Below are 20,499 nucleotides of genomic sequence, written 5' to 3'. Positions count from 1 at the left end.
GAGAGGTTGAGGTCGGCCGACCGTAGAACGCGACGGGGCACCGGCGGCTCGGCCGTTTCGGTGGCTCGGCTCGGAAGCTTCGGTCGTCCGCCGTGATGCATGCCGAACCGGCCCGGACGACAGTGAGGCGGGACAGCACCTTTCGGGCCCCGCGCTGTCGGGCCGACTGCACCTGTTCGTGCCGACGTACCTGGAGGTATTCGATGACCCACGACGAGAATCGATCGGGCTCTTCCTCCGCCCTCGTCGTCCTGTCCGGAGGAATGGACTCCACCACTCTCATGGCGTACTACTCGGCGTTGCGATTCAGCCTGATCGCCGTCACGGTGGATTATGGTCAGCGGCATCGCCGCGAGATCGACTCGGCTCGGGCCATCGCCGATCACTACGGTGCCGTGCACCAGGTGGTCGACCTCAGTGGTCTGGGCGGGCTGCTCCCTGGATCGGCGCTGACCGACGACACCGTGACCGTTCCCGACGGTCACTACGCGGAGGCGTCCATGCGTGCCACGGTCGTGCCGAACCGCAACGCGATCCTGGCCAACGTCGCGGTCGCCGTCGGTGTCGCCCACCGCGTCGGCGTGGTGGCGCTCGGCATGCACTCCGGCGACCACTTCGTGTACCCGGACTGCCGTCCTGCCTTCGTCACGGCCCTGTGCGAGCTGGTGACCGTCGCCAACGAGGGGTTCCCTACCCCGCGGGTGGAGGTGCCGTTCATGACCTGGACCAAGGCGGAGGTCGCGGCATACGGCAGCCGGCTGGATGCCCCGCTGTCGTTGAGCTGGTCCTGTTACAAGGGCGGCGACCAGCACTGCGGAACGTGCGGAACGTGCTACGAGCGTCGGGAGGCGTTCCATGAGGCAGGTGTGCCGGATCCGACCCACTATCGCGACGATGTCACGCAGTTCGCCCATCCGGGACGGTGACCACACACGTCGTGCCGGTGCTGCACCTGTTCATCGAGGCGTCCCCCTCCCGTCGGGCCGGACGTGTGACCTGGAGGTATGGTGACCGAGCTTCGCCCATTCACTCTCGATGACCGCCTGACCGTGTGGGCGCCGTACGAAGCCGAAGCCCGCTGGCAGTACGACGAGATCTTCTCCCATCGATGCTACGACGGTGTCCAGATCGAGCCCGACGGGATCGTCCTCGACGTCGGTGCCAACATCGGGCTTTTCACCCTCTTCCTGAAGCGCAAGTTCCCTGACGCGCGAGTACGCGCATTCGAGCCGATGCCGCAACTGGCGCGGGCGTTGCGCCGAAACATCGAGGAGCAGCAACTCGGCGCGGTGTCAGTGCACCAGAGGGCACTCGGCACCCAACAGGAACGAGCCGTGTTCGAGTACTACCCGCTGGCACCGGGCAACTCCACCCGCTATCCGGCTGACAAGGAACTGCAGATCGCTGTCCTCTCCCACGAGGGTCCGGAGGAGTTCATTCGGAGCCACTACCGCGCTGAACCGGTGTCCGTGCAGGTCGACCGCCTCTCCGACTACCTCGCCCCCGATGAACACGTCGGGCTGGTGAAGATCGACGTCGAAGGGGCCGAACTCGACGTCCTGCGTGGCATCGACCATCACCACTGGGAACTCATCGACCAGTTCCTCCTGGAGGTCCAGGATCTCGACGGTCGACTGGCCGCCGTCACCACCCTGCTTGAGGCGTACGACTTCACCGTGGCCGTCGAACCGTCACCGCTGATCCCACCCGAGATCCGCACGTTCCTGGTCGCTGCGGTACGCCACACTCCCTGAACGGTGCAGCACGCCGAGCACCGGCGATCACGCACGGTGTGCCCGGGGTACGGCAGGCCGTGGGTCGAGGGGTTCGGCGAGGAACTCGTGGGCGCCTCGCAGCCGGGTGCGGAGTAGCGTCCGTGCCCGCTGGAGGGTCAACCGGATCTCGGCCGGTCGATGGGGATTCGCGCTGCGAATCGGCCGGATCGTGGCCGGGTCGAGGCCGTCGCGCGCCGCCACCAGCAGGCCGAGCTGATACCGGCTCACGGCATCTGCGCCCGCCACGTTCAGAATGCCCCGGTAGCTGCTGGCGGCCAGTTCGACCAGTGCTTCGGCAAGGTCGGTGACGTGCACCGCGTTGCGGACTTCGTCGGTGAACAGTCCGCCGTGGACCCGACCAGCCGCCAGGTCGTGCGTCAACCGCTCGTGGTCGCCACGTCCGTCGCCCAGTACGAGCGAGGTCCGGACGACGACGGCGTTGCGGTGCACCGCTCGGACGGCGGTCTCGGCGGCTGCTTTCGCAGCACCGTACGGGTATATCGGATCGGGTGTGGCATCTTCGGTGTAGTGCGTCGCGCGCCCGGAGAACACCGAGTCGCTGGACACGTGCACGAGTCGAACACCAGCGGTGGCGACGGCGACGTTGGCTGCTCCGTCGGCGGTGGCTGCCCAGTCGTTGCGGTCGCGGGCAGCCGCGGCGTGGATGACGGCGTCCGGCCGGATCCGGCGCAGAACCTCTCGGATGGCTGCCGGATCGCAGATGTCCAGCTGCTGGCCGGCGGTCTCGGTCGGTGTCGCGACATAGGTGCCGACCACGTCCCAGCCCGCCGCGACGGCTCGGTGAAACAGGTGTCGGCCGAGCGTTCCGCTGCCGCCGGTGATCAGCAAACGGCCGTTCACGGGACCGGTGACACCACGTCGGGGGTGGTGTCCGGTGCCGCCTGGGCGGAGCCCGTCGGTGACGTCACCCAGCGGTCGGGGTGCCTGCGGTACCACTGCACGGTCTCGGTCAGGCCCTCGACGAGCGACCGGACCGGCCGGTAGCCGAGGTCTCGGGCGGCCTTGGTCCAGTCCACCGAGTATCGGATGTCGTTGGACCTGCGGTCGGAAACGTAGTCGACCGAACTCCAGTCGGCACCGCAGGCGCGCAGGACGGTCCGGGCCAACTCGTTGTTGGTGAGCGCCGTGCCGCCGCCGATGTTGTAGATCTCGCCCGGTATCCCCTTGCGGAGCACCAGTTCGATGCCACGGCAGTTGTCCTCGACGTGTAGCCAGTTCCGGATGTGCTCACCATGGCCGTGGATGCTGACGCGGCCCCCGGCGAGCAGGCTCGTCACGAAGGCAGGGACGATCTTCTCATGGTGCTGACCCGGGCCGTAGTTGTTCGTGGACCTGGTGATGCACACCGGTACGCCGTAGGTGTGGAAGTACGAGTTGGCGACCATGTCACTGGCTGCCTTGGATGCGGCGTAGGGATTCGTCGGCCGGAGCGGGTCGTTCTCGGAGGCGGTCCCGGTCGGCAGGGGTCCGTACACCTCGTCGGTCGACACGTGCACGAACTTCCGTACGCCCAGGTGCGCTGCGGCATCGAGCAGCATGCGGGTGCCCTGCACGTTGGTGGCGACGAACGTCTCCGTCGTGTCGAATGACCTGTCGACATGTGACTCGGCGGCGAGGTGGACGACGGCGTCGTGGGTTGCGACCAGGTCGGCGACCACGGTGCCGTCCAGGATGTCGCCCTCGACGAACGACAGCCGCGGATGGTTCAGGACGCCGTCCAGGTTGTACACGGTGCCGGCGTAGGTCAGTGCATCCAACACGGTCACGCGGGAGATGTTCTCGTCGCGTAGTAGGCGTCGAACGAAATGCGAGCCGATGAACCCCGCGCCACCGGTGACCAGAACTCTGTCCACAGCCGCACACCATCCTCGAAACAGCGATTCTTCCGTCCAGTTCCGACCATCATGGTCGTCGGCCGTGCTCACTCACATCTCGGCCGTCGCCGAAGTGTTGCCCCGACTCCGACCGAGACTCGGCCCGCCGGCACGGCGGGACTTCCGTGCCGCATTCAGCGCCGTTCTATCGGAGGCGCGTCGCTGACCTCTCGGTCAGAGCCCGTGATGCGCCGCCCGGCGACCGGCGGCGACGATGACGTCACGAGGCCGGACGCTTGAGTTCCTTCGACCTGTGGAGAACCCGTGAATGTAGCTTTGGTCCTGTTGACGCACAATCCGGACGAGCCCGCCGGCGTGGAGCGCGGGATCGCGTCACTCGCCGACGGCCTGCGCGAACTCGGCCACCGCGCGATCATCATCGCCGCCGGTCCGCCGACCGCCGCGGACGGGCCGGACACGGTGCGCCTGAAGACGTTGACCCTGTCGCCCCCGGTCGTGTTCGACGACGTAAACGTCATGCCTGACGACCCGGAGCCGCTCCGGCAGGAGGTCCTGAGCCTGATGACCGAACACGACATCGATGTCGCCTGCTGGACCGACGCCGGCGTGGGCCTCGGACATCTCGGTGCGGCACCGGCCGGAGTCCGTACGGCGTTGATGGTCTACTTCCTGCGCGTCGACGAACCGATGGCGAAGAGTCTGGCGCTCAAGCCCGACGCCGTGATCTCCATCAGCGACTTTCTGATCGACGAGGCCGCGCGGGCCGGTCTCGACTCCGCCGGCTGGCACTCCCTGCCCAACGCGCTGTTGTGCCCGGGTAACCCTCCCGACCACGCCGCGCGTGAGCAGCTGCGGCAGACCGGGCCGGTTCGGATCCTCGCGCGGGCCGACCCGTCCAAGGGAGTGGCGGACCTGTTGAAGGCCTATCCGGAGGGTTTCGGTCGGCAGGTGGAGATCGTGCTCGGCGAGGCGGCTTTCGAGTTGTGGCCCGGCATGCAGCGCGACATGATCGCGGAGTGCCGGCAACTGGCCGCGACACTGCCGGGTGTCGAGATCCTGCCTGCCATCCCCTGGACCGACGCGCAGCCGTTTCTCGGGGGCGCATCGGTGGTGCTCGTGCCGTCGACCAGTCCCGAGACGTTCTGCAACGTCGCGGCCGAGGCGCTGTCGATGGGTACGCCTGTCGTCGGTTACGGCTTCGGGCATCTTCCTGTGCTGGTCGGCGAGGCCGGACGGATCGTGAGTGTGAACGTGGTCGGCGGTTTCGGTCATCTTCCCGCGCTGACCGGCGCGGCCCTTGAGATGATCGACCTGGACAGCGGGCCCGCCCGGCTCTGGCGTGCCACGGCGGATCTGCTGGCGGACCGGGACACCTACCATCGGGCGTCGCAGCAGGCACCCCGGCAGGTGGCTGCCCAGACGCCGACGGCCGTCGCAGAGGAGTTCCTGCGCATCACCATGGGCGCACGGTGAACTCGATACCAACCGACCACAGGTTGAAGACCAGGTCAGTTCAGGTCGCGGCAGAGCAGGTCGATCGATGCGGCGGTGACGTGTGGCATCACCACGAGATGGGCGTAGCGTCCTTCCACCGCGAGGTTCCATCGGCGGGTGACCGCCTCACGGGGACGGTCGAAGACGACCGTCGTGGAGGCGGGGTTGCGCCACGGGCGGACTCCTCGGTCGCTGAGCCGGTCGAGGGCGTACTCGCTCAGCTGTAGGCAGTGACGCGCCCGCGCGGCCAGACCCTGGCGGCCCAGGCGTCGGAGCGCGTACCACGTCAGCAGCACAGCCAGACCGCCCCGGGAGCAGCTGAGCAGGGTGTCGTCCACACCGACGTACTCGACCGAGGAGACGGCGTCCACCTGGTGCCGCCAGGTCAGGGCGACCGCGCTGGGCATGGGCAGGCCGATCATCTTGTGGATGCTGACGGCGATGCTGTCCGTGCCGGCGTGGAAGGCCCAGGGGATGTGGTTGGGGGCGAAGGGAACGATGAGCCCGCCCAGGGCGGCATCGGCGTGGATGTGGGTGCCGCCGGCCGGGTGGGTGGCGGCTCTGATCACCGGGATCTCGTCGATGGCACCGAACATCGTGGTGCCGATGGTGGCGGCGACGACTGCCCCGCGGCCCGGGTTCCGGGCGCAGGCCTGGTGCAGTGCCTCGGGGTCCATACGTCCGTCGCGTAGGGTCGGGATGCGAATCGGCTGCATGCGGAGGGCGTCGGCGATTCGGGGTATGCCGAAGTGGGCGTGCTCGCTGAAGTACAGCGGCGCGTCGGGGAAGCGAGCGCGGCCCTGCGCGCAACCCCACATGTTGGCCTCGGTTCCCCCCCCCCCCCCGCTGGCTGCATAACCGGTGACCTCGGCCGGTTTCGCGTCGTAGAGGCGCGCGAAGAAGGCGAGCACCTCCCGTTCGAATGCCTTGCTCCCGAGTTCGACGCGGCCGGCCTGTTCTGGCGAAACGACGGTGGTCCACGAGACGCCGAGCAAGCTGGCCAGGCGAGTGAAGTCGAATTCGAGATTGAGTGGGAAGCGAAGGTGGCCGTCCCGGGTGCCGCGTCGGATTCTCGCCATCTCCGTCAACATCTCGATGTCCGCATCGCCGATGTCCTCGGATGCGTCATCGAGGGCCAGGCGAGACTGATCTACTTCCATCTAGCCCTTGCTCCCGCAGTCGCTGGTTTGGTTCGGAGCGTTCGTCGTGCCCAGCTAGCTCGGCTTGCGCCACATCGCGTAGACCGCGGCCGTGTCGCCTATGGGGTGGTTGTCGTGCGTGGCCTTCATGAAGGCCAGCAGGTGTTCGGCGGCGTCGGATCCGACCGTGCGCAACTGAAGTTCGATCTGTTCGTCTTCCTCGTCGGAGACTTCCAGCGTCGACGACGCCTGCCCCAGGAGGGTGCCTGCACCGTCTTCCGCCACGTATGCCTCACCCACGTTCAGGGTCCGTTCGACCACCCATCGGAAGAGTTCCGGCGCCAACCGCCTGTACTGCTCGTCGGTCTCGTATATCCACATCAGGATCGGGTCCCCGGCGAAACCGTCGACCAGGATTCCTACCAGTTCTTCGCTGTCGGCCGAAGTCGCTCGACGTATCGGTGTGGACACAGGCAGCCTCCCCCAGATGAGTGACGGTGATCGACGCTTTTTTGCTTGGCGAGATCCAAGCCGACCCGGTCGTTCTGCGTAGCAGCTCCTGTGTGGGGTGCCCAGAGAGCGATGTGAATCTATGCCCCGGGTCGTGGCCGGTGCCCACTGTGCTCGTCCGCCGTTCTTCGCCGGTTGGTGGATCCAACCAACGCGGGAACCCGGGGACCCCACGGCCGTCGGCCAGCGCGCGCCACCCGAGTCCGCATACCGACTGAAGCTGGCGTCCACTTCGGACGAGTGCTGGGATTCCACCCGGAGCCGATCGTCGGAACTCCCAACAAGGGAAGGCAAGCATGTTCGAGGCAGTCGAGCAGTTCATCACCAACCCGGGGCACTTCCTCCAGAACAACGCCCTGATCTGCAAGTTGGATCTCGGTCCGGAGCTCCGGATCGAACATTTCACCCTGCAGCGAGCGCCCGAGGTCGACTGCCGTGGAACTGGAGGCAGCCCCATCCCTGCCTGGAAGGTGGTTGTTACCCCAGCCACCACCGTGGCCTCCTTCGAGGCGTTCTGGGTGCCCTACTCCGGCGGGCGGGGATTCTCCGACAGCTTCCGCAGCAAGGACTCCCGGTTCGTTCTGACCCCGATGCTTGACGGTTGCACGGTCGCCTACCGGCACGAGGCCGACCGGCTACGTGTGGGGCACTACAACTTCGTCCATGACCCCACCGGCACCGGGACCTTCGTTATCGACCAGGCCGCCATCGACGCCCGGGTCGCGGCTGACTTCGCCGCCGGACCGGGCGGTCCGGTGCGGCGCCTACGTAAGGCTGACTACAAGCTCGCCACCGACCTTCGCGGCGGTGAGGGTGTCCAGGTCACCGCCGTCGGGGTCCGACAGGACTCCGACGATCCCCTCGGCCACTCGCGAGCGGCCGATGCCGACGTGCGCCCCTGGACCTTCCTGTACCAGAAGCGCCAGATACGTGCCGCCGCCCGCGATTGGAACGACCTCGAACTCAGCGGTGTGTACACCTTCTGACAGCTCTGGATGAAGGACGATCGAACCACGACGCCCGGGGAAGAGGTCAGGCGCTGCTTTATGATCTGCCAGGTCACCGGGTGGCAGGGAAGGGTGTGGCATGGCAATCGTGTTCCCGGTCGAGGTCGACCAGTTCATAGCCGCGGCGACGCGCCTGAGCCCGCACGACATCGACCAAGTCAACGAGGTCCGGATGCGGTTGTTCCGCGAGCACGGCCAGCTGCCGACACCGAAGCTGTCGGCAGCGGCGTTCAGCAAACTCGATGGACGCGTCCGCGCCGAGCTGAGGGCCCGCGGCCCACAGTTCTGGGCGTACCGCGTCGGTGCGATCAGCGGCGCGATCGGGGCGACGTTCAAAGCCGCCTCGGCGATCTGGAAGCCCGAGCAGTTGACCGTCGAGGACTACCGCTTGACTGTCGAGCCATTCACTCAGATCGGGCTCGTGACACCGCCCCACCCCGATGCGCTCGCCACCGGCCCACACTGAAGCCCCCTGGTCCCCGCCGGCGGGGGCGCCTCATTCGCTTGCTTCCACCTCGCAGGCTATTTCCTTGAGGTCAAGCCCCGGCTGGGCGGGGCCGCTGCCGTGTGGTGGATGGTCGAGGGCCATCGATCCGACCGACCTCAGGTGACTGGCGGCGACGTCATCGTCCCCCGCCGAGAGGATCGCTTCTGCGGTGATTGACGACTCATCCGCATCAGTTTCGACGGCGACGTTCTGGAGTTGCCCGTCCTCCTCTTGGGTGATGAGCACCTCCATGAGGCGTGCGGCTTTCTGACGCAACACTTCTGCGGGCACCTTGTCTTCGCCTCGACCTCGGGTGACGACATGCCAGGTGATGCGGACCCGCATTGTTGCGCCTCAATCCTCTCATCGCGCTGCCAGCACTTGAGCCTCCCCGCCCAGGCAAGCAGCTCCTGCGCATAGCGCTCAGGGCAGGAAGGCCGGTAGTGAGCTTGTCGACTGTGCTTCTTACATGGACAGATGACGTACCAGTACTTCGACGTCCCCTCGAAAGTAAAGCCTCCCAAGTGCAGCCTCATGAGGGCGTCCTGCACGACGGGCGGGTGTGGGGATGAGAAGGGATGGAGAGAGGACACAGCGAACTCCTGTTCCAGAAAAGCATTAACCTCCATACCTCAACGAAGCCGACGATCCCAGGATTCGCGTTACGCGGAACACAGTTACCGCCGCGTGTTGCTGCCAATCCCATTCAGATGATCATGCTAGCGAGGACGCACTCATGCTCCTCAACCACCCCCCAGACGCAACGCACAGTCTGTGCGATTCCCACAGGTCAGGAAGCCGACACTACACGTTTCCCACGCACCTCCACCCAGGCCACCCGGCCCGAGATACCGCCTCCCACGACCACTTTGCCGACCTCAACATCAACCCCATCGAACATGCGTCGGAAAGGCGACAGATGAACCTGCCAACAGGACCATCTCCGCATTGCAGCGCTGTTCACAATGTGACGCTTTCGGTTAACATGGTGTGATAATTGGTATCGCTAGGCCCTGCTTCGGTCAATGCCTTCGGGTTCCGTTCGACCATGATGGGTAGGTGGTCCGACAGCTGGTTGCCGGTGCTCCCCCGTGGTCGCCGGGTCCGTCATGCCGGCACCTCGGTTGCAGGGTCGGCTGCGTCGCGCCGGAGCTGGTTGAGGTGGTCGGTCATCCGGGCGGTGGCGGGATGCCCGGGGTGGGCGCGGCCGTGGCGGCTGACGACGTCGGCGAGCAGCGTCCGGGCAGCCTCGTGGTGGCCCAGGTCGTGCAGGACGAGGGCGCTGGTGGCCCGCACGGCGAGAGTCTGGTGCGCGTCGGCTCCGACGGTGACCGCCAGGTGCTCGGCTCCGACGGTGACCGCCAGGTGCTCGGCGAGTTGCCGGTAGAGGCGGTACGCCCGCTGGTGGTGGCCGGCCTGGCGGTGGGCGGTGGCGAGGGTGTGCGCGGCGGTCAGGGTGTAGGGGTGGGTGGGTCCGTGGAGGTGGGTGAGGCTGCGGTGGGCGTGGTCGGCCCAGCGGACGGCTGCTGCGCCGGTGAGGAGGGTGGCGAACAGGTGGGCGGCTTCGGCGTGGATCGCGGTGGTGGCGGTGGTCGCGGGATCGACGCCGACGAGGATGCTCTGCACGATGCGGTAGGTGCGTGCCGTGTCGGTGGTGGCGACCTGGCGGGCGAGGCGAAGCTCCTCGGCGAGGGCGTGTCGGGGCTGTCCTCCGGCGGCGGGCCAGGTGATGCGCAGGTCGGCGGGGTGTGCGCCGGCGGTGATGCGGGTGACGAGTCGGTGGGCGTGGGTGGCGGCGATGCCCGCCTGCTTGGGGTGGGTGAGGGCGGGTACGAGGTGCGCGGCGTACCGCAGCACGACCTGTCCGACGGCGTGGGTGACAGCGCCGGCGTTCAGTGGGGGGCGGCGGCATCGTGGCGGACAGTCGTAGACGAGTCCGGCGGTGGTGAAGCCCGGCGTCATGGGTTGTTGGCAGAACCGGCAGTGCAGCAGGCCGTCGGGCAGCACGACCGGGTCGTCGCCGGTGTCGGTGGCTGGGGCTGCGGTGGTGGTGTGGCTGTGGGCTGCGGTGATCCAGGTGTAGGTGCGGGGCAGGGCCATCAGGGGGTCGGTCCTCGGCGAGATGCGTGGGCAGGGGCACGGTGGTGTCGGCGGTCCGCTCGGGGGTGCCGGGTGGGTCGGGCTTGTGGATTCCCGGGAGCTGCGGACGGTGGTCAGGGTGTGGCGGTGCCGGTGGGTGCGGGTCGGGGGCGTGGGATCGGTCTCGTCGGTACCGCGTCGGTGAGGTCGGTGACGAAGGCGTCGATCTGCCTGTGGGTGATGCCGGGCATGCAGATGAGGTGGCTGACGTCGGTGTCGGTGGCGAGGAGCCATTTGGCCCGTACGGGGGCGGGTGGGGTGGGGAGGACGACGGTGAAGGCGTGGGGGTGTCGCCAGGCGGGCCAGCCGGCGGTGGTGAGTTGGTCGACGGTGTAGGCGGCGAGGTGGCGTGCTTGGCTGACCCGCCATCGGTGTCCTTCGCGGCCGTGGGTGGCGATGGCGTGCCAGAGCAGGGCGGCGGCGAGTCCGCAGCGTGATCCGGTGACGGTGGAGTCGAGGGTGGCGGTGTAGGTGACCTGGGTGCTGTCGCGGCGGAGGCTGTTGCGGATGAGGACCACTCCGCACGGTGTGGGTACCCCGAGGAATTTGTGTCCGGACACGGTGATGCTGCCGATGCGGCTGTCGTCGTCGAGGCGGAGTCGTCCGTCGAGGGCGAGGGGGATGCCGGACAGGGCGGCGTCGACGTGTACGTGCCGGCCGGGCACCTGGTGGTGGTCGAGGATGGTGTGGATGTGGGTGGTGTCGTCGACGGCTTCGGTCATGGTGGTGCCGGCGGTGGCGACGACGATGGCCGGCCACCGGCGGTGGCGGTGTACCTGGGTGGCGAGGTGGTCGTAGTCCATCTCCCCGTCGCGGCCGGCGTCGACCAGCACGCCGCGTGCTCCGAGCATCTCGACGATCTTCGGGATGGAGTAGTGCGCGGCCGTCGAGTAGTAGATCCGTGCCGTCGGGAGGCGGCGGTGGGCGGTGTGGAGGGCGGAGAGGTTGCCTTCGGTGCCGCCGGTGGTGACGTAGCCCCACCGGTCGTCGACCGGCATGGTGAGGGTGTCGGCGAGCCAGGTGATGACGGCTTGTTCGAGGATGCGGGTGTGGGGGGTGCCGGTGGTGTCGGTGGGGTCGCCGATGTTGTTCCACAGGCGGTGGCCGAGGCGGGCCATCACCTCCCGGTGGTCCAGGTCGACCGCGCCGGGGAAGCCGATGCAGGTCGGTGCGGTGGTGTCGGCCTCGGCGGCCAGGTGGTCCAGGACCGCGGTGACGTCGACGGGGGTGCGGCTGAGGTCGGCGGCGTCGGCGAGGTCCAGTGCGCCGATGGTGTGGGTCATGCCGGACGTCCCGCGAGGAGGTGCCCGGCGAGGGCGCGGTGTAGCCGGGTGAGCTGCGCCCAGGTGTCGCGGGTGGTGGTGTCGCCCTGCTCGGTGAGGTGTTCGTGGGGGTTGTAGTAGGTGACCCGGTCGGGGTCGAGGGGTTTGGTGCAGCGGACACCGTCCGCGCCGATCGGGGCGTGGGGGTCGCGGTCGACGTGCAGGGCGGTGCCGTCGGTGAGCAGGACGAAGCATTGGCCTTTGAGGTCGAACACCGAACGGCGGCGGTCATCGCCCGAGGAGCGCAGGGTCCGGGCGACTTGCTGCCAACGCCCCTGGTCGGAGTCGAGGGTCGTCACCCCCACCCCGACGTAGACGGCCCCGGCGGGCAGGGTCGTGTCGCCGCCGTTGACCATCGACCCCTGCGGGCCGAGGGGATGCCACCGGCGGCCCGCCGCCCCGGCCCGGGTGATGCTGTCCCCCACGACCTCGGTCAGGTCGGCGAGGAGGCGGGGTAGGTGTTGGGATTCGGGGGAGGCCAGCCACAGCCGGTAGGCGGTGTGCAACTGGTAGCCGTGGGGTTGGGTGGGGGCGTCGGAGACGAAGAACAGCATCACCCCGTGTGGGCTGAGGGCGTCGCGGTGTCCGTAGCGTTGATCGGCTTCGATCATGTGGCCGGTGTTCAGGCGTTTCGCCCGGTAGACGACCTGCTGCCGCAGATCGGCCCACCAGCGAGCCTCGACCGACACCCTGTCGTCGGGCTCCCCCGGCTGTGCGGAGGGTGACGGGATGTGCTCGGGCGGGGCCACGTGGACGGGGACGTCCCGGCGGTACGGTCGCTCGTCGGGCATCCGGTAGTCCGGCGGGGCCGGTTGGATCAGACGGGGTGCCGGTGGGGGCTGGTGGTCTGCTGGCCGGCGGGGGCCGGGCGGTGGTGGCGTCGGCCGGGGTTCGGGCCGCCAGGCCGGATCCAGCGGGTCACTACTGCGGTAGCCCGGTGCTGCTGGCGTGTGGGCGGTGTAGGTCGTCATGATCGGGTTGTCCTCGCCGGTCAGATGGAGATGTGCAGGGCGTCGGGAACGGCATGCGTCTTCGGGGTGCCGTGGCCGATGCCGGCATACACGTCGGGTCGGGTGCGGCGCAGATACCTCGCCCACATGCCGCCCGCGGCAGCGGTCGCGGCGAGGAGTGCCGGGAGCAGCAGCGGATACGGCGACCCCGGCACCGCCCCGAGCAGCGAGCCGACATTGCCGACCATCGCGACCAGGACCACCGACCCGCCGAGCACCCCCAGCACCGGCGCGACCTTCCACTGCCACACCCCGGCCCGTTCACCCCGCACGGCGGGTGGAGCGGCCAGCGCGGCGACCGAGGCGGCGAGCAGCAGGCAGAGCAGGCCCAACGCGCCGAGGGTCGACAGCCAGGTGAACATCACCGCCACCGGGTCGACCCCGGCGACCGCGAACGCCGTGACGACGAGGGCCGCCACCGACGTCTGAGCAAGGGAACCACCACGCGGGGCGCTGACCCGGGTCGCGCTGTCGGTGCGGGCGAGACCGGTCGGGAGGACACCTTCGCGGGCCATGGCGAACACGTACCGGGCGATCACGTTGTGAAACGCCAACATCGACGTGACGATCGCGAACACCAACACCACCCCGGCAACACCCACCCACCCCTGGCCGGCAGGTTCGAGGACCGTGAACGGCAGGCCGGACGACGGGTCGGCGGCGCGGACGGCGACGGTGTGCGGGCCGACGGCGACACCCATCGCCCACGCCGCAGCGGCATACACACCGCCCAAGGCCAGAACGGCGGTGATGGTGGCGCGGCTGATCGACCGGCGGTCGACGGCTTCCTCCACGAACGAACCAGGGGCGTCGACACCCATGAACGCCGCCACGCACAACGCCACCGCCCCACCGATCCCCCCCACCGCCAAACCGGAGACGTCAAACCCTCCCACGACACGGCACCGTCAGCTGGAGAACCGAGACCCGCCACGACGAACAGGCCCACGATCAGCAGCGAAACCGCGAGAACCCCACCGAGGACCCAGGTCGACAAGGCGATCGCCCGCACCCCAAGCGCGCCGACAACGGCCCACGCGATACCGGCCCACACCCACCACGTCCCGCCGAGCTGGCCGGCGAGGATCGCCCCGAACAGCCCGTACAAGCTGGTCTGGATCGCCGTGTACGCGACCAGCGCGACCAGACCGGCGGCGACACCCCCACCACGGCCGATGCCGTGGGCGAGGATGCCGTAGTAGGCCGCCGGATGACCGACCTGCCGGGCCAACGCGGTGTAGCCGACCATCAACAACGCCACCACACCGGTCACCAGGACGAAGGTGAGGGGCAGGGCGGTCATCCGGGTCGTGGCATAGGTGGTGACCAAACCACCAGCAAGAACCACCATCGGCGCCGACGCCGCCGCACCGAAGATCGACAGGCCGGTCGGGGTCAACGTCCGCCGAGCGAGAGCCACCTGCTCGTGCATACTCACCGCCGCCCCCGCCTCGGGGCGTCCGGGCACGACGACCTGCGGCAGTCCCGCACCGGATGGGTGGCGACGTCGACGGCGTGCACCGGCACCAGATACACCGCCGTGGGTCGTACCGGGCCGGTCCGCCAGTAGCTGCGGTCGCGGTCGAGACGTCGCAACGCCACATCCGCACGCGGCGTGAACCCGAACAGATCATGCGTGCCATCCGGCCACTCCCGACGGAGCGCATACCCCCACAGGTGCACCTCGGGTTCGGTGCCCGCGTCGTCCGCGCTGGCGGGGGCGTAGGTGGGGCGGATGCGGGTAGGGGTCAGCCAGGGCGGCAACCACCAACCCGCCGCACGCCGACGCGGCGGGACCATGACCAACGGAGGGTCGACAACAACCACCATGAAACGAACCTCTCCTTCGATTGACGGGTGCACAGGGACTACCGGCGAGCCCACGCGGGCAGCGCCAGCTGGTGGAACGGGATGACGCCCGGACGGGCGCGCTCAGGGAGAGCCGAGTGGCGGTGTCGGGAGGAGCCGGCCACACAACGGAGTCACCCCACGGCGCAGCCGACCCCGAGGCGGAAGCCCGCCACACGACCGGCCACTGTCAGGGCCGGGCCGCCACATCCGCCACAGCGCGGGACCGTCCGGCTCCAGCAGGACCGGTGACCTCGGCTCATACCCCAACCCAGCCAACAGGCTCTCCCGGGGACGGCCACCGGCAACCTCCGCGTACGCCGGAAGACCTTCGCCGTCCAACACCCGGTGATGGGCGGCCAGCAACGCCCGCGCTGCCTCGTCGCGACCAGGACGGACGGCAAGGTGCGCCAGGTGCTCGTGCGGGACCTGCGGGACCACCGCATCGAGATAGGCCTGCCACAACGCGAACCGCGACGCGTGCCGACCGAGGGCCCGGTGCAGGTCATACATCCACGCCGCCGACGACACCGGCACCTCCAACCGCCGATGCCACACCGCCACCACCGAACGGTCCCCCGTCGTGTCGACCTCGCCGTGCTCCAACCCCCACGACACCAACAGCCGCGCATACCGGCCCAACACCTCAGGTCGTTCGGTGACGTCGGGCACCAACCAGCCACCGACCGGCCCCGCCGACAACGACTCCGCCACCAGCGGCGACAACACGTCACGATCCACCACCGACGCACGACACACCAGGACCCGCGTCACGGCACGTCCCCCACCCGGCGGTCCCCGCCCTCACCACCGGCCGCCTCGACGACCGCAGTGGTGTCGACGGAGCGTTGCCGCGACGCCCACAAGTCCACGTCGAAGCCCCGCTGGAACGTCACCGCCACATGCAGGTCGTCAGGCTTCACCCCACCGATCGGCAACCACGTCCGCGCCTCCCGAACGAACTCCGGCGGACCACACACCAACACCGCCTGCCCCGCCTCATAGTGGTGCAACACCGACCCCAGCAAACTCCCCCGAGCAACCGGATCAGCACCACCGTCGCCCGAGAGCACCACCACCACCGTCAACCACTCACCATGCTCCCGCCGCAACCCATCCAACGCCACCGCGTCATACAAATCCCCCAACGAACGAACACCCACCACCAACGTCACCCGCCGATCCGGCGACACCGCAACCTGCTCCACCAACGCCCGCAACGGCGCAAGCCCCGTACCCCCAGCAACCAGCAACAGATCGGCACCACCAGCCGCCGCCAACGACAAGCCCACCTCACACGGCGGCCCCAACCACAGCAACTCCCCCGCCACCACCTGCCTCACCAGCACCGGCGAGACGACACCACCGGGAACGGCACTGACGTGGAACTCCACCGTCCCGTCCGGACGCGGCGCGTTCGCCGGCGACAACCACCGCCACCGACCCGGCAACCGAGGCGAACACACCGGCACAGCGTCACCCGGTAGGTAGCGCAACCGCCGCACCGGACGCACCGTCACCACCGCGACGTCCCCACCCGCCCGCACCACCGACTCCACCACACCAAACGTCACCTGCGGACCATCACCCAGCATGCCGGCCGACTGCTCAGCCAAACGCAACACCTCGAAACAGCCCTGCTCCCACACCCGGGCCGACTCCGGCACCCACGACTCCCCCACGAACCGCCGCACCGTAGCCACCACCGCCGCCGCAATCACCGTCCCGTGATACGGATACAACCCAAACCGCCGATACAACCGACCCAACACCACCAACCCCGCCCGATAAGCAGCAGGATCACCCCGACGCTCGATCAACTCCACCAACGTCGAGAAGAACACCGGCGCAAACCCCTCCGGTAGAAACCGCACACTCCGATCCACCATGAACGACCAGAAGTACGCCGCCACCCGCTCATGATCAGCACCAACGGGTGCCAGAACACCTGTCCGCTCCCCTGTGGGATCGACTGCTGCTGACATTTGGCCTCCTTCGGTCATGGTTCTTCGGGGCCCTGAGGACTGGAGGAAGAAACTCAGACCGCCGAACGTGGGCTGCACGGGAGATGCACTGCCCACCACCATCAACCCGCCACCGTCCGTACACCAGGTGACACGTTGGTGACAGGCCCTCGTCCCCTCGCCGCGTCCCCAGACGGGGGCCATACTGGCGGTATGGCTGACATAGCTGCCGATGTTGATCGACCCGCGTGGGCGACGAGGCTGAGGACAGAACGCACTGCCAGGGGTTGGTCACAGGGGCAGGCAGTGCGAGCACTGCGAGCCCACGCAAGCACGTCACTGCCCACGGACAGCACTCTGCTCCGCAACTGGAAGCGGTGGGAGGCGGGAAGTTCCGAGCCCGACGGCTTCTACAAGACGCTGATCGCGAAAACATTCGGCACTGTGACTGGGGCATTCTTCCCACCTACGATCGGCTCCCGCAGCGCAGATACGGAACTTGTCACAGGCACAGGAATGGAGACAGTCGAAATCCTCGCCCGCCTCCGCGCTTCCGACGTTTCCGCCGCAACATTAGATGCTCTCCGCATAACGGCAGATCGCCTTTGCTGCGAATATCCACACCTACCCCCCGAGCAGCTTCGGATCGAGGGCCAGGCTTGGCTTCGTCGCATCACCGCACTCTTGGACCATCGACTAACGCTTGCTCAACATCAGGAGGTTCTCAGCCTGGCGGGGTGGGTTGCGCTTCTTGTAGGGTGCGTGGAATACGATATGGGGGACCGCCGAATCGCGGAGGGAACTCGCAAGTCAGCTTTGACACTCGGCCAAGAAGCAGGCAACGCGGCTATCACCGGCTGGGCGTACGAGATGCGTGCTTGGTATGCGCTCACTCAAGGTGACTACCGTGGAGTTATCGCGGCGACAGAGGCCGGCGAAGCTATCGCACCCAACGGCGGAGCGGCTGTTCAGCTTGCCGCCCAACAAGCAAAGGCATGGGCCCGCCTCGGGGACAGGCGACAGGTTGAAAGAGCCCTAGATCGAGGACGGGGCATGTTGGAGTCACTGCCATACCCCGACGACACCGATCACCACTTCGTGGTTGACCCAGCGAAGTTCGACTTCTATGCCATGGATTGCTATCGGATAGTGGGTGAGGACCGCTTGGCGGAAATGTATGCCCAAGAAGTCATTCGCTCGTCAACGAATCCCGACGGCACAGAGCAAAAGCCTATGCGCAACGCCGAAGCCCGGGTAACGCTCGGCGTGGTCGCAGCCCGGGCAGGAGATCTAGAACGCGCCGTCGCTTATGGGCGCGACGCCCTCAGCGGAGAACGGAAATCCCTCCCCTCTTTGCTGATGTGCTCCAGGGAACTAGCCACACTTCTACGCGAACGGTATCCGCACGAGGCCGAGGCTGTCGCTTACCTCGATGAGGTCCACGCACTCGCCACCGTACGCTGAAATCACTCCCCGCCTGCCTGACAGAATTTCTATTCCACCCGCGCCCGATACATCGTCAACCTCACCCGGCCGACCCCAGACATAATCCAATCATGGTCCTCTACGCGATCTCCACCGCCACCTCGGCAGTCCGCTTCTTCACAGCCCTCGTCGACCTGTACGCCACCGTCTACGCCGAGCCGCCCTATCAGGAGGGGCCTCAAGAGGTGGCGAGGTTCCGCGAGAGCCTCCCGGATGAGGCCACCCGACCCGGGTTCAGCATGATCGCTGCGGAGGATGACGGCCTGCTGGTCGGAGCCGCGTACGGATGGACCATGCCGGCCGGCACCTGGTGGTCCCGCTCTGACCAGGACCCACCACCGGAGATCCGCGACGTGGACAAGTTCGCGGTGCTGGAGTGGATGGTGCACCCGGACCGGCGAAAGTCCGGCATCGGCACCGAGCTGATGCACCGACTGCTCTCACAGCGGACGGAGCGGTACGCGACGCTCGCCGCCAACCCCACGTCGAACGCCCGAAGGATCTACCAGCGGACAGGATGGCGGCAGGTCGCCACGTCCACGTTGCCCTGGGGTCCCCCCATGGACCTGCTGATCAGGCCCCTACCGATACCCGGCGCAGTGTGATGCGACATCGGACCGCCCGCTTGCACAGGGCCGTCTCAACCCGATTTCGATCCCCGATGTCCGCCGTCGAGAACCATGCCCGCCTTGAGCTACCTATCAATTCATCAAAACCTGACACTATTACCTCTCCTGGTAAACCTTTCATGACCCCAACTGCTGGTGGGCATGACATGGAACCATGCTTGACCAGCATTTTGTGGTCCTCTCGCTGCCGAGATGGGTTGATGCATTTGGCCACAGCGGGGCAGAAGTTCCACCAAGGCCGCTCGTATTGGCGATGAGGCGATACGGATGGGTGGTTGATCCAGACAAGGCAACCGCATTGCAGCGCCGCTTGGACAGCCGACAGTGATATACATAGCTTGTATGGAAACCCCGATAGGGAGCCGACATGACCTTCAGGCACAGGCCAGCACCAGCACCACCCCCCGACTTCTGGCAACGTTCAGAAATCATACAAACACTAACAAATCGTGACATAGGGCTGGCGATCCGCCTTTTCCGAAAATGGACTGGCGCCAGTCAAACGGATATCGGCATGATGGTCGGCCTCCCTCAACCCCACGTAAGCGAGATCGAGCGTGGAGCAAGAAGGGTTACGAGCCTCGAACTACTGGAACGCATCGCGGACGGCCTTGACATTCCTCGCTCATTGCTGGGCCTAGCTCCCCGCGATTCCGAAACAGAAAATTCGATTTCGGAACCAATCGCCCAGAGCCACCAGACGTGGCTCGCCACCCGGCGACTCCTGGGAGCGAATCGGCGGTCGCTCACCAACACCGTCTACAAGCTCTACCCAGACTCTCTACGACTCGGCAAAACCGGGATTCTGATGCCTCCCGCATGGCGGCTAGATCGTCCGATTGACTTATCGGAAACGCGACTTCAGTGGCAGGAGACAACTCCGCGGCCCAACATCAACGGCGGCGAGCGAGAGACAAGACGTGTCCGGCCGTTACTGTCAGCCGGACGCCAGTATTCGCGATATCACCGAGCCATGAGAGACCTGGCACGACCAAGGCTCTTCGATAATCGCCTCTGCTACCGACTGCTGGACGTAGCCCCCACCCATGACGGTAATTCAGTCCGGCTAGACCTTAAACTTACCCTCGGAGAAATGTGCTACTTCGATATGATTGATGTCGGTGAAGCATTAGCCCATGAAGCCGCTGCGGCAGCCTACCCCGAGGGCAGCCAGATGGACACTGAGGCCGTCACGTGGGAAAACCTTCCATTCCGAAGGTTGATTAGCGACCCGTTCGATCTGACCTCATATCCGTTGATGATCTCTGTTAGCACGCTTACCGTTCGAGCCAGCAAGGGAGGATCAACGTTCTTCCTGATGAGAAGAAACCCGACCAAGGTTGCCATCGCCGGAGGAATGCTCAGCGTAATTCCAACGGGGGTTTTTCAGCCCGCCTCAGTGTTACCCGCACCCAATTCCCCAGATTTCGATCTATGGCGCAACGTGATGCGCGAGTATAGCGAGGAACTACTCGGCCACCCTGAGCACGACGGAGGCGGCCCGCCAATCGACTACTCCCGAGAGGAGCCCTTCCGATCCCTGGATGAGGCACGAAGAGCAGGTCGCGCCCGCATTTACTGTTTAGGTGTCGGCGTAGACGCGTTGAACTATGTCGGCGACATCCTGACTGTCGCCATATTCGATGCCGACGTTTTCGATTCGATCTTCAGTGAGATGATTGACCAAAACGACGAGGGCGAGATGGATAGCGAGGAGTTCCCTTTTACTCCCGATTCCATCCGCCGTCTACTTGACCGGGAGACGATCGCACCGAGCGGTGCCGCCTGTCTGCATCTTGCAGCACATCACTTCGCGAGCCTCGCGTGATCATTC

Annotated in this window: 19 protein-coding genes and 2 pseudogenes; 9 read left to right on the top strand and 12 right to left on the bottom strand. The window is 66.9% G+C overall.

Features of this window, described 5'->3' with window-relative positions:
* Positions 1-203: 203 nt before the first annotated feature.
* The gene (queC, locus tag Q2K16_RS00820) at positions 204-926 is read left to right on the top strand and encodes a 7-cyano-7-deazaguanine synthase QueC (RefSeq protein ID WP_302742910.1); all 723 of its coding nucleotides are present in this window, start codon (positions 204-206) and stop codon (positions 924-926) included.
* A gap of 78 nt (positions 927-1,004) precedes the next feature.
* Positions 1,005-1,754: an FkbM family methyltransferase gene (locus tag Q2K16_RS00815; protein WP_302742909.1), complete on the top strand. Its 750-nt coding sequence runs from the start codon at positions 1,005-1,007 to the stop codon at positions 1,752-1,754.
* A gap of 27 nt (positions 1,755-1,781) precedes the next feature.
* On the opposite strand, the gene Q2K16_RS00810 is transcribed toward Q2K16_RS00815, so the two are convergent.
* Positions 1,782-2,624 carry an SDR family oxidoreductase gene (locus tag Q2K16_RS00810; protein ID WP_302742907.1) on the bottom strand — a complete coding sequence of 281 codons (843 nt, stop codon included), beginning with the start codon at positions 2,622-2,624 and terminating at the stop codon, positions 1,782-1,784.
* Between the two features lie 8 nt (positions 2,625-2,632).
* Positions 2,633-3,649, bottom strand: coding sequence for a dTDP-glucose 4,6-dehydratase (gene rfbB / locus Q2K16_RS00805; RefSeq protein ID WP_302742905.1), 1,017 nt, complete (start codon positions 3,647-3,649; stop codon positions 2,633-2,635).
* Between the two features lie 297 nt (positions 3,650-3,946).
* Between rfbB and Q2K16_RS00800 the strand changes: the two genes are divergently transcribed.
* The gene (locus Q2K16_RS00800; RefSeq protein ID WP_302742903.1) at positions 3,947-5,104 is read left to right on the top strand and encodes a glycosyltransferase family 4 protein; all 1,158 of its coding nucleotides are present in this window, start codon (positions 3,947-3,949) and stop codon (positions 5,102-5,104) included.
* A 35-nt stretch (positions 5,105-5,139) separates the two neighbouring features.
* On the opposite strand, the gene Q2K16_RS00795 is transcribed toward Q2K16_RS00800, so the two are convergent.
* On the bottom strand, positions 5,140-6,285 hold the full coding sequence (locus Q2K16_RS00795; protein ID WP_302742902.1) for a histidine decarboxylase: 1,146 nt from the start codon (positions 6,283-6,285) through the stop codon (positions 5,140-5,142).
* A gap of 54 nt (positions 6,286-6,339) precedes the next feature.
* On the bottom strand, positions 6,340-6,735 hold the full coding sequence (locus Q2K16_RS00790) for a hypothetical protein (protein ID WP_302742900.1): 396 nt from the start codon (positions 6,733-6,735) through the stop codon (positions 6,340-6,342).
* Between the two features lie 335 nt (positions 6,736-7,070).
* Here Q2K16_RS00790 and Q2K16_RS00785 point away from each other — a divergent pair, with 335 nt between their 5' ends.
* Together Q2K16_RS00785 and Q2K16_RS00780 are read left to right on the top strand one after the other, a co-directional pair.
* Positions 7,071-7,760, top strand: coding sequence for a hypothetical protein (locus Q2K16_RS00785; RefSeq protein ID WP_302742898.1), 690 nt, complete (start codon positions 7,071-7,073; stop codon positions 7,758-7,760).
* Positions 7,761-7,860: 100 nt separating this feature from the next.
* Positions 7,861-8,247, top strand: coding sequence for a hypothetical protein (locus tag Q2K16_RS00780; protein ID WP_302742897.1), 387 nt, complete (start codon positions 7,861-7,863; stop codon positions 8,245-8,247).
* 30 nt (positions 8,248-8,277) lie between these two features.
* Here Q2K16_RS00780 and Q2K16_RS00775 read toward each other — a convergent pair whose 3' ends face one another.
* From Q2K16_RS00775 to Q2K16_RS00740, 8 genes and pseudogenes are all read right to left on the bottom strand, one after another.
* Positions 8,278-8,613 carry a hypothetical protein gene (locus Q2K16_RS00775; RefSeq protein WP_302742895.1) on the bottom strand — a complete coding sequence of 112 codons (336 nt, stop codon included), beginning with the start codon at positions 8,611-8,613 and terminating at the stop codon, positions 8,278-8,280.
* A gap of 762 nt (positions 8,614-9,375) precedes the next feature.
* The gene (locus Q2K16_RS00770; protein ID WP_302742893.1) at positions 9,376-10,368 is read right to left on the bottom strand and encodes a tetratricopeptide repeat protein; all 993 of its coding nucleotides are present in this window, start codon (positions 10,366-10,368) and stop codon (positions 9,376-9,378) included.
* Between the two features lie 113 nt (positions 10,369-10,481).
* Positions 10,482-11,690 (bottom strand): histidine decarboxylase, encoded by a 1,209-nt coding sequence (locus Q2K16_RS00765; protein ID WP_302742892.1) that lies wholly within the window; start codon positions 11,688-11,690, stop codon positions 10,482-10,484.
* On the bottom strand, positions 11,687-12,520 hold the full coding sequence (locus tag Q2K16_RS00760) for a hypothetical protein (RefSeq protein WP_302742890.1): 834 nt from the start codon (positions 12,518-12,520) through the stop codon (positions 11,687-11,689). Before Q2K16_RS00760 ends, Q2K16_RS00765 begins: the two co-directional genes overlap by 4 nt.
* 200 nt (positions 12,521-12,720) lie before the next feature.
* Positions 12,721-14,171 (bottom strand): annotated as a pseudogene (locus tag Q2K16_RS00755) (APC family permease).
* A 2-nt stretch (positions 14,172-14,173) separates the two neighbouring features.
* Complete coding sequence (locus Q2K16_RS00750) at positions 14,174-14,569, bottom strand: hypothetical protein (RefSeq protein WP_302742889.1); 396 nt, start codon at positions 14,567-14,569, stop codon at positions 14,174-14,176.
* Between the two features lie 102 nt (positions 14,570-14,671).
* Positions 14,672-15,331, bottom strand: a complete 660-nt coding sequence (locus tag Q2K16_RS00745) for an N-acetyltransferase (protein ID WP_302742888.1) — start codon at positions 15,329-15,331, stop codon at positions 14,672-14,674.
* A 26-nt stretch (positions 15,332-15,357) separates the two neighbouring features.
* The gene (locus Q2K16_RS00740) at positions 15,358-16,572 is read right to left on the bottom strand and encodes an FAD-binding oxidoreductase (protein ID WP_302742887.1); all 1,215 of its coding nucleotides are present in this window, start codon (positions 16,570-16,572) and stop codon (positions 15,358-15,360) included.
* Positions 16,573-16,764: 192 nt separating this feature from the next.
* Between Q2K16_RS00740 and Q2K16_RS33160 the strand changes: the two genes are divergently transcribed.
* The 4 genes and pseudogenes from Q2K16_RS33160 to Q2K16_RS00720 all read left to right on the top strand — a co-directional run bounded on the left by Q2K16_RS33160 (position 16,765) and on the right by Q2K16_RS00720 (position 20,493).
* Entirely contained in the window at positions 16,765-18,015 is a 1,251-nt protein-coding gene (locus Q2K16_RS33160) for an NsdA family TPR-like regulatory protein (RefSeq protein WP_489671840.1), read from the top strand.
* A gap of 92 nt (positions 18,016-18,107) precedes the next feature.
* Positions 18,108-18,641: a GNAT family N-acetyltransferase gene (locus tag Q2K16_RS00730; RefSeq protein WP_302742884.1), complete on the top strand. Its 534-nt coding sequence runs from the start codon at positions 18,108-18,110 to the stop codon at positions 18,639-18,641.
* 391 nt (positions 18,642-19,032) lie between these two features.
* Positions 19,033-19,284, top strand: a pseudogene (locus tag Q2K16_RS00725) (helix-turn-helix domain-containing protein); the annotation flags it as partial.
* A 474-nt stretch (positions 19,285-19,758) separates the two neighbouring features.
* Entirely contained in the window at positions 19,759-20,493 is a 735-nt protein-coding gene (locus Q2K16_RS00720; RefSeq protein WP_302746705.1) for a hypothetical protein, read from the top strand.
* Positions 20,494-20,499: the final 6 nt, after the last annotated feature.

It is taken from the genome of Micromonospora cynarisoli (assembly GCF_030518815.1).
In the GTDB taxonomy this organism is placed as follows: domain Bacteria; phylum Actinomycetota; class Actinomycetes; order Mycobacteriales; family Micromonosporaceae; genus Micromonospora; species Micromonospora wenchangensis.
Note: the sequence above shows the minus strand (reverse complement) of the source record. Positions and strands in the feature narration are given on the sequence as shown.

What these genes read in the sequence shown, in the direction of transcription:
- Q2K16_RS00740 (WP_302742887.1), bottom strand. Translation starts at nt 16,572, where the DNA reads ATGTCAGCAGCAGTCGATCCCACAGGGGAGCGGACAGGTGTTCTGGCA.
- Q2K16_RS00770 (WP_302742893.1), bottom strand. Translation starts at nt 10,368, where the DNA reads ATGGCCCTGCCCCGCACCTACACCTGGATCACCGCAGCCCACAGCCAC.
- queC (WP_302742910.1), top strand. Translation starts at nt 204, where the DNA reads ATGACCCACGACGAGAATCGATCGGGCTCTTCCTCCGCCCTCGTCGTC.
- Q2K16_RS00815 (WP_302742909.1), top strand. Translation starts at nt 1,005, where the DNA reads ATGGTGACCGAGCTTCGCCCATTCACTCTCGATGACCGCCTGACCGTG.
- Q2K16_RS00795 (WP_302742902.1), bottom strand. Translation starts at nt 6,285, where the DNA reads ATGGAAGTAGATCAGTCTCGCCTGGCCCTCGATGACGCATCCGAGGAC.
- Q2K16_RS00765 (WP_302742892.1), bottom strand. Translation starts at nt 11,690, where the DNA reads ATGACCCACACCATCGGCGCACTGGACCTCGCCGACGCCGCCGACCTC.
- Q2K16_RS00780 (WP_302742897.1), top strand. Translation starts at nt 7,861, where the DNA reads ATGGCAATCGTGTTCCCGGTCGAGGTCGACCAGTTCATAGCCGCGGCG.
- Q2K16_RS33160 (WP_489671840.1), top strand. Translation starts at nt 16,765, where the DNA reads ATGGCTGACATAGCTGCCGATGTTGATCGACCCGCGTGGGCGACGAGG.
- Q2K16_RS00760 (WP_302742890.1), bottom strand. Translation starts at nt 12,520, where the DNA reads ATGCCCGACGAGCGACCGTACCGCCGGGACGTCCCCGTCCACGTGGCC.
- Q2K16_RS00730 (WP_302742884.1), top strand. Translation starts at nt 18,108, where the DNA reads ATGGTCCTCTACGCGATCTCCACCGCCACCTCGGCAGTCCGCTTCTTC.
- Q2K16_RS00720 (WP_302746705.1), top strand. Translation starts at nt 19,759, where the DNA reads ATGTGCTACTTCGATATGATTGATGTCGGTGAAGCATTAGCCCATGAA.
- Q2K16_RS00785 (WP_302742898.1), top strand. Translation starts at nt 7,071, where the DNA reads ATGTTCGAGGCAGTCGAGCAGTTCATCACCAACCCGGGGCACTTCCTC.
- Q2K16_RS00775 (WP_302742895.1), bottom strand. Translation starts at nt 8,613, where the DNA reads ATGCGGGTCCGCATCACCTGGCATGTCGTCACCCGAGGTCGAGGCGAA.
- Q2K16_RS00750 (WP_302742889.1), bottom strand. Translation starts at nt 14,569, where the DNA reads ATGGTGGTTGTTGTCGACCCTCCGTTGGTCATGGTCCCGCCGCGTCGG.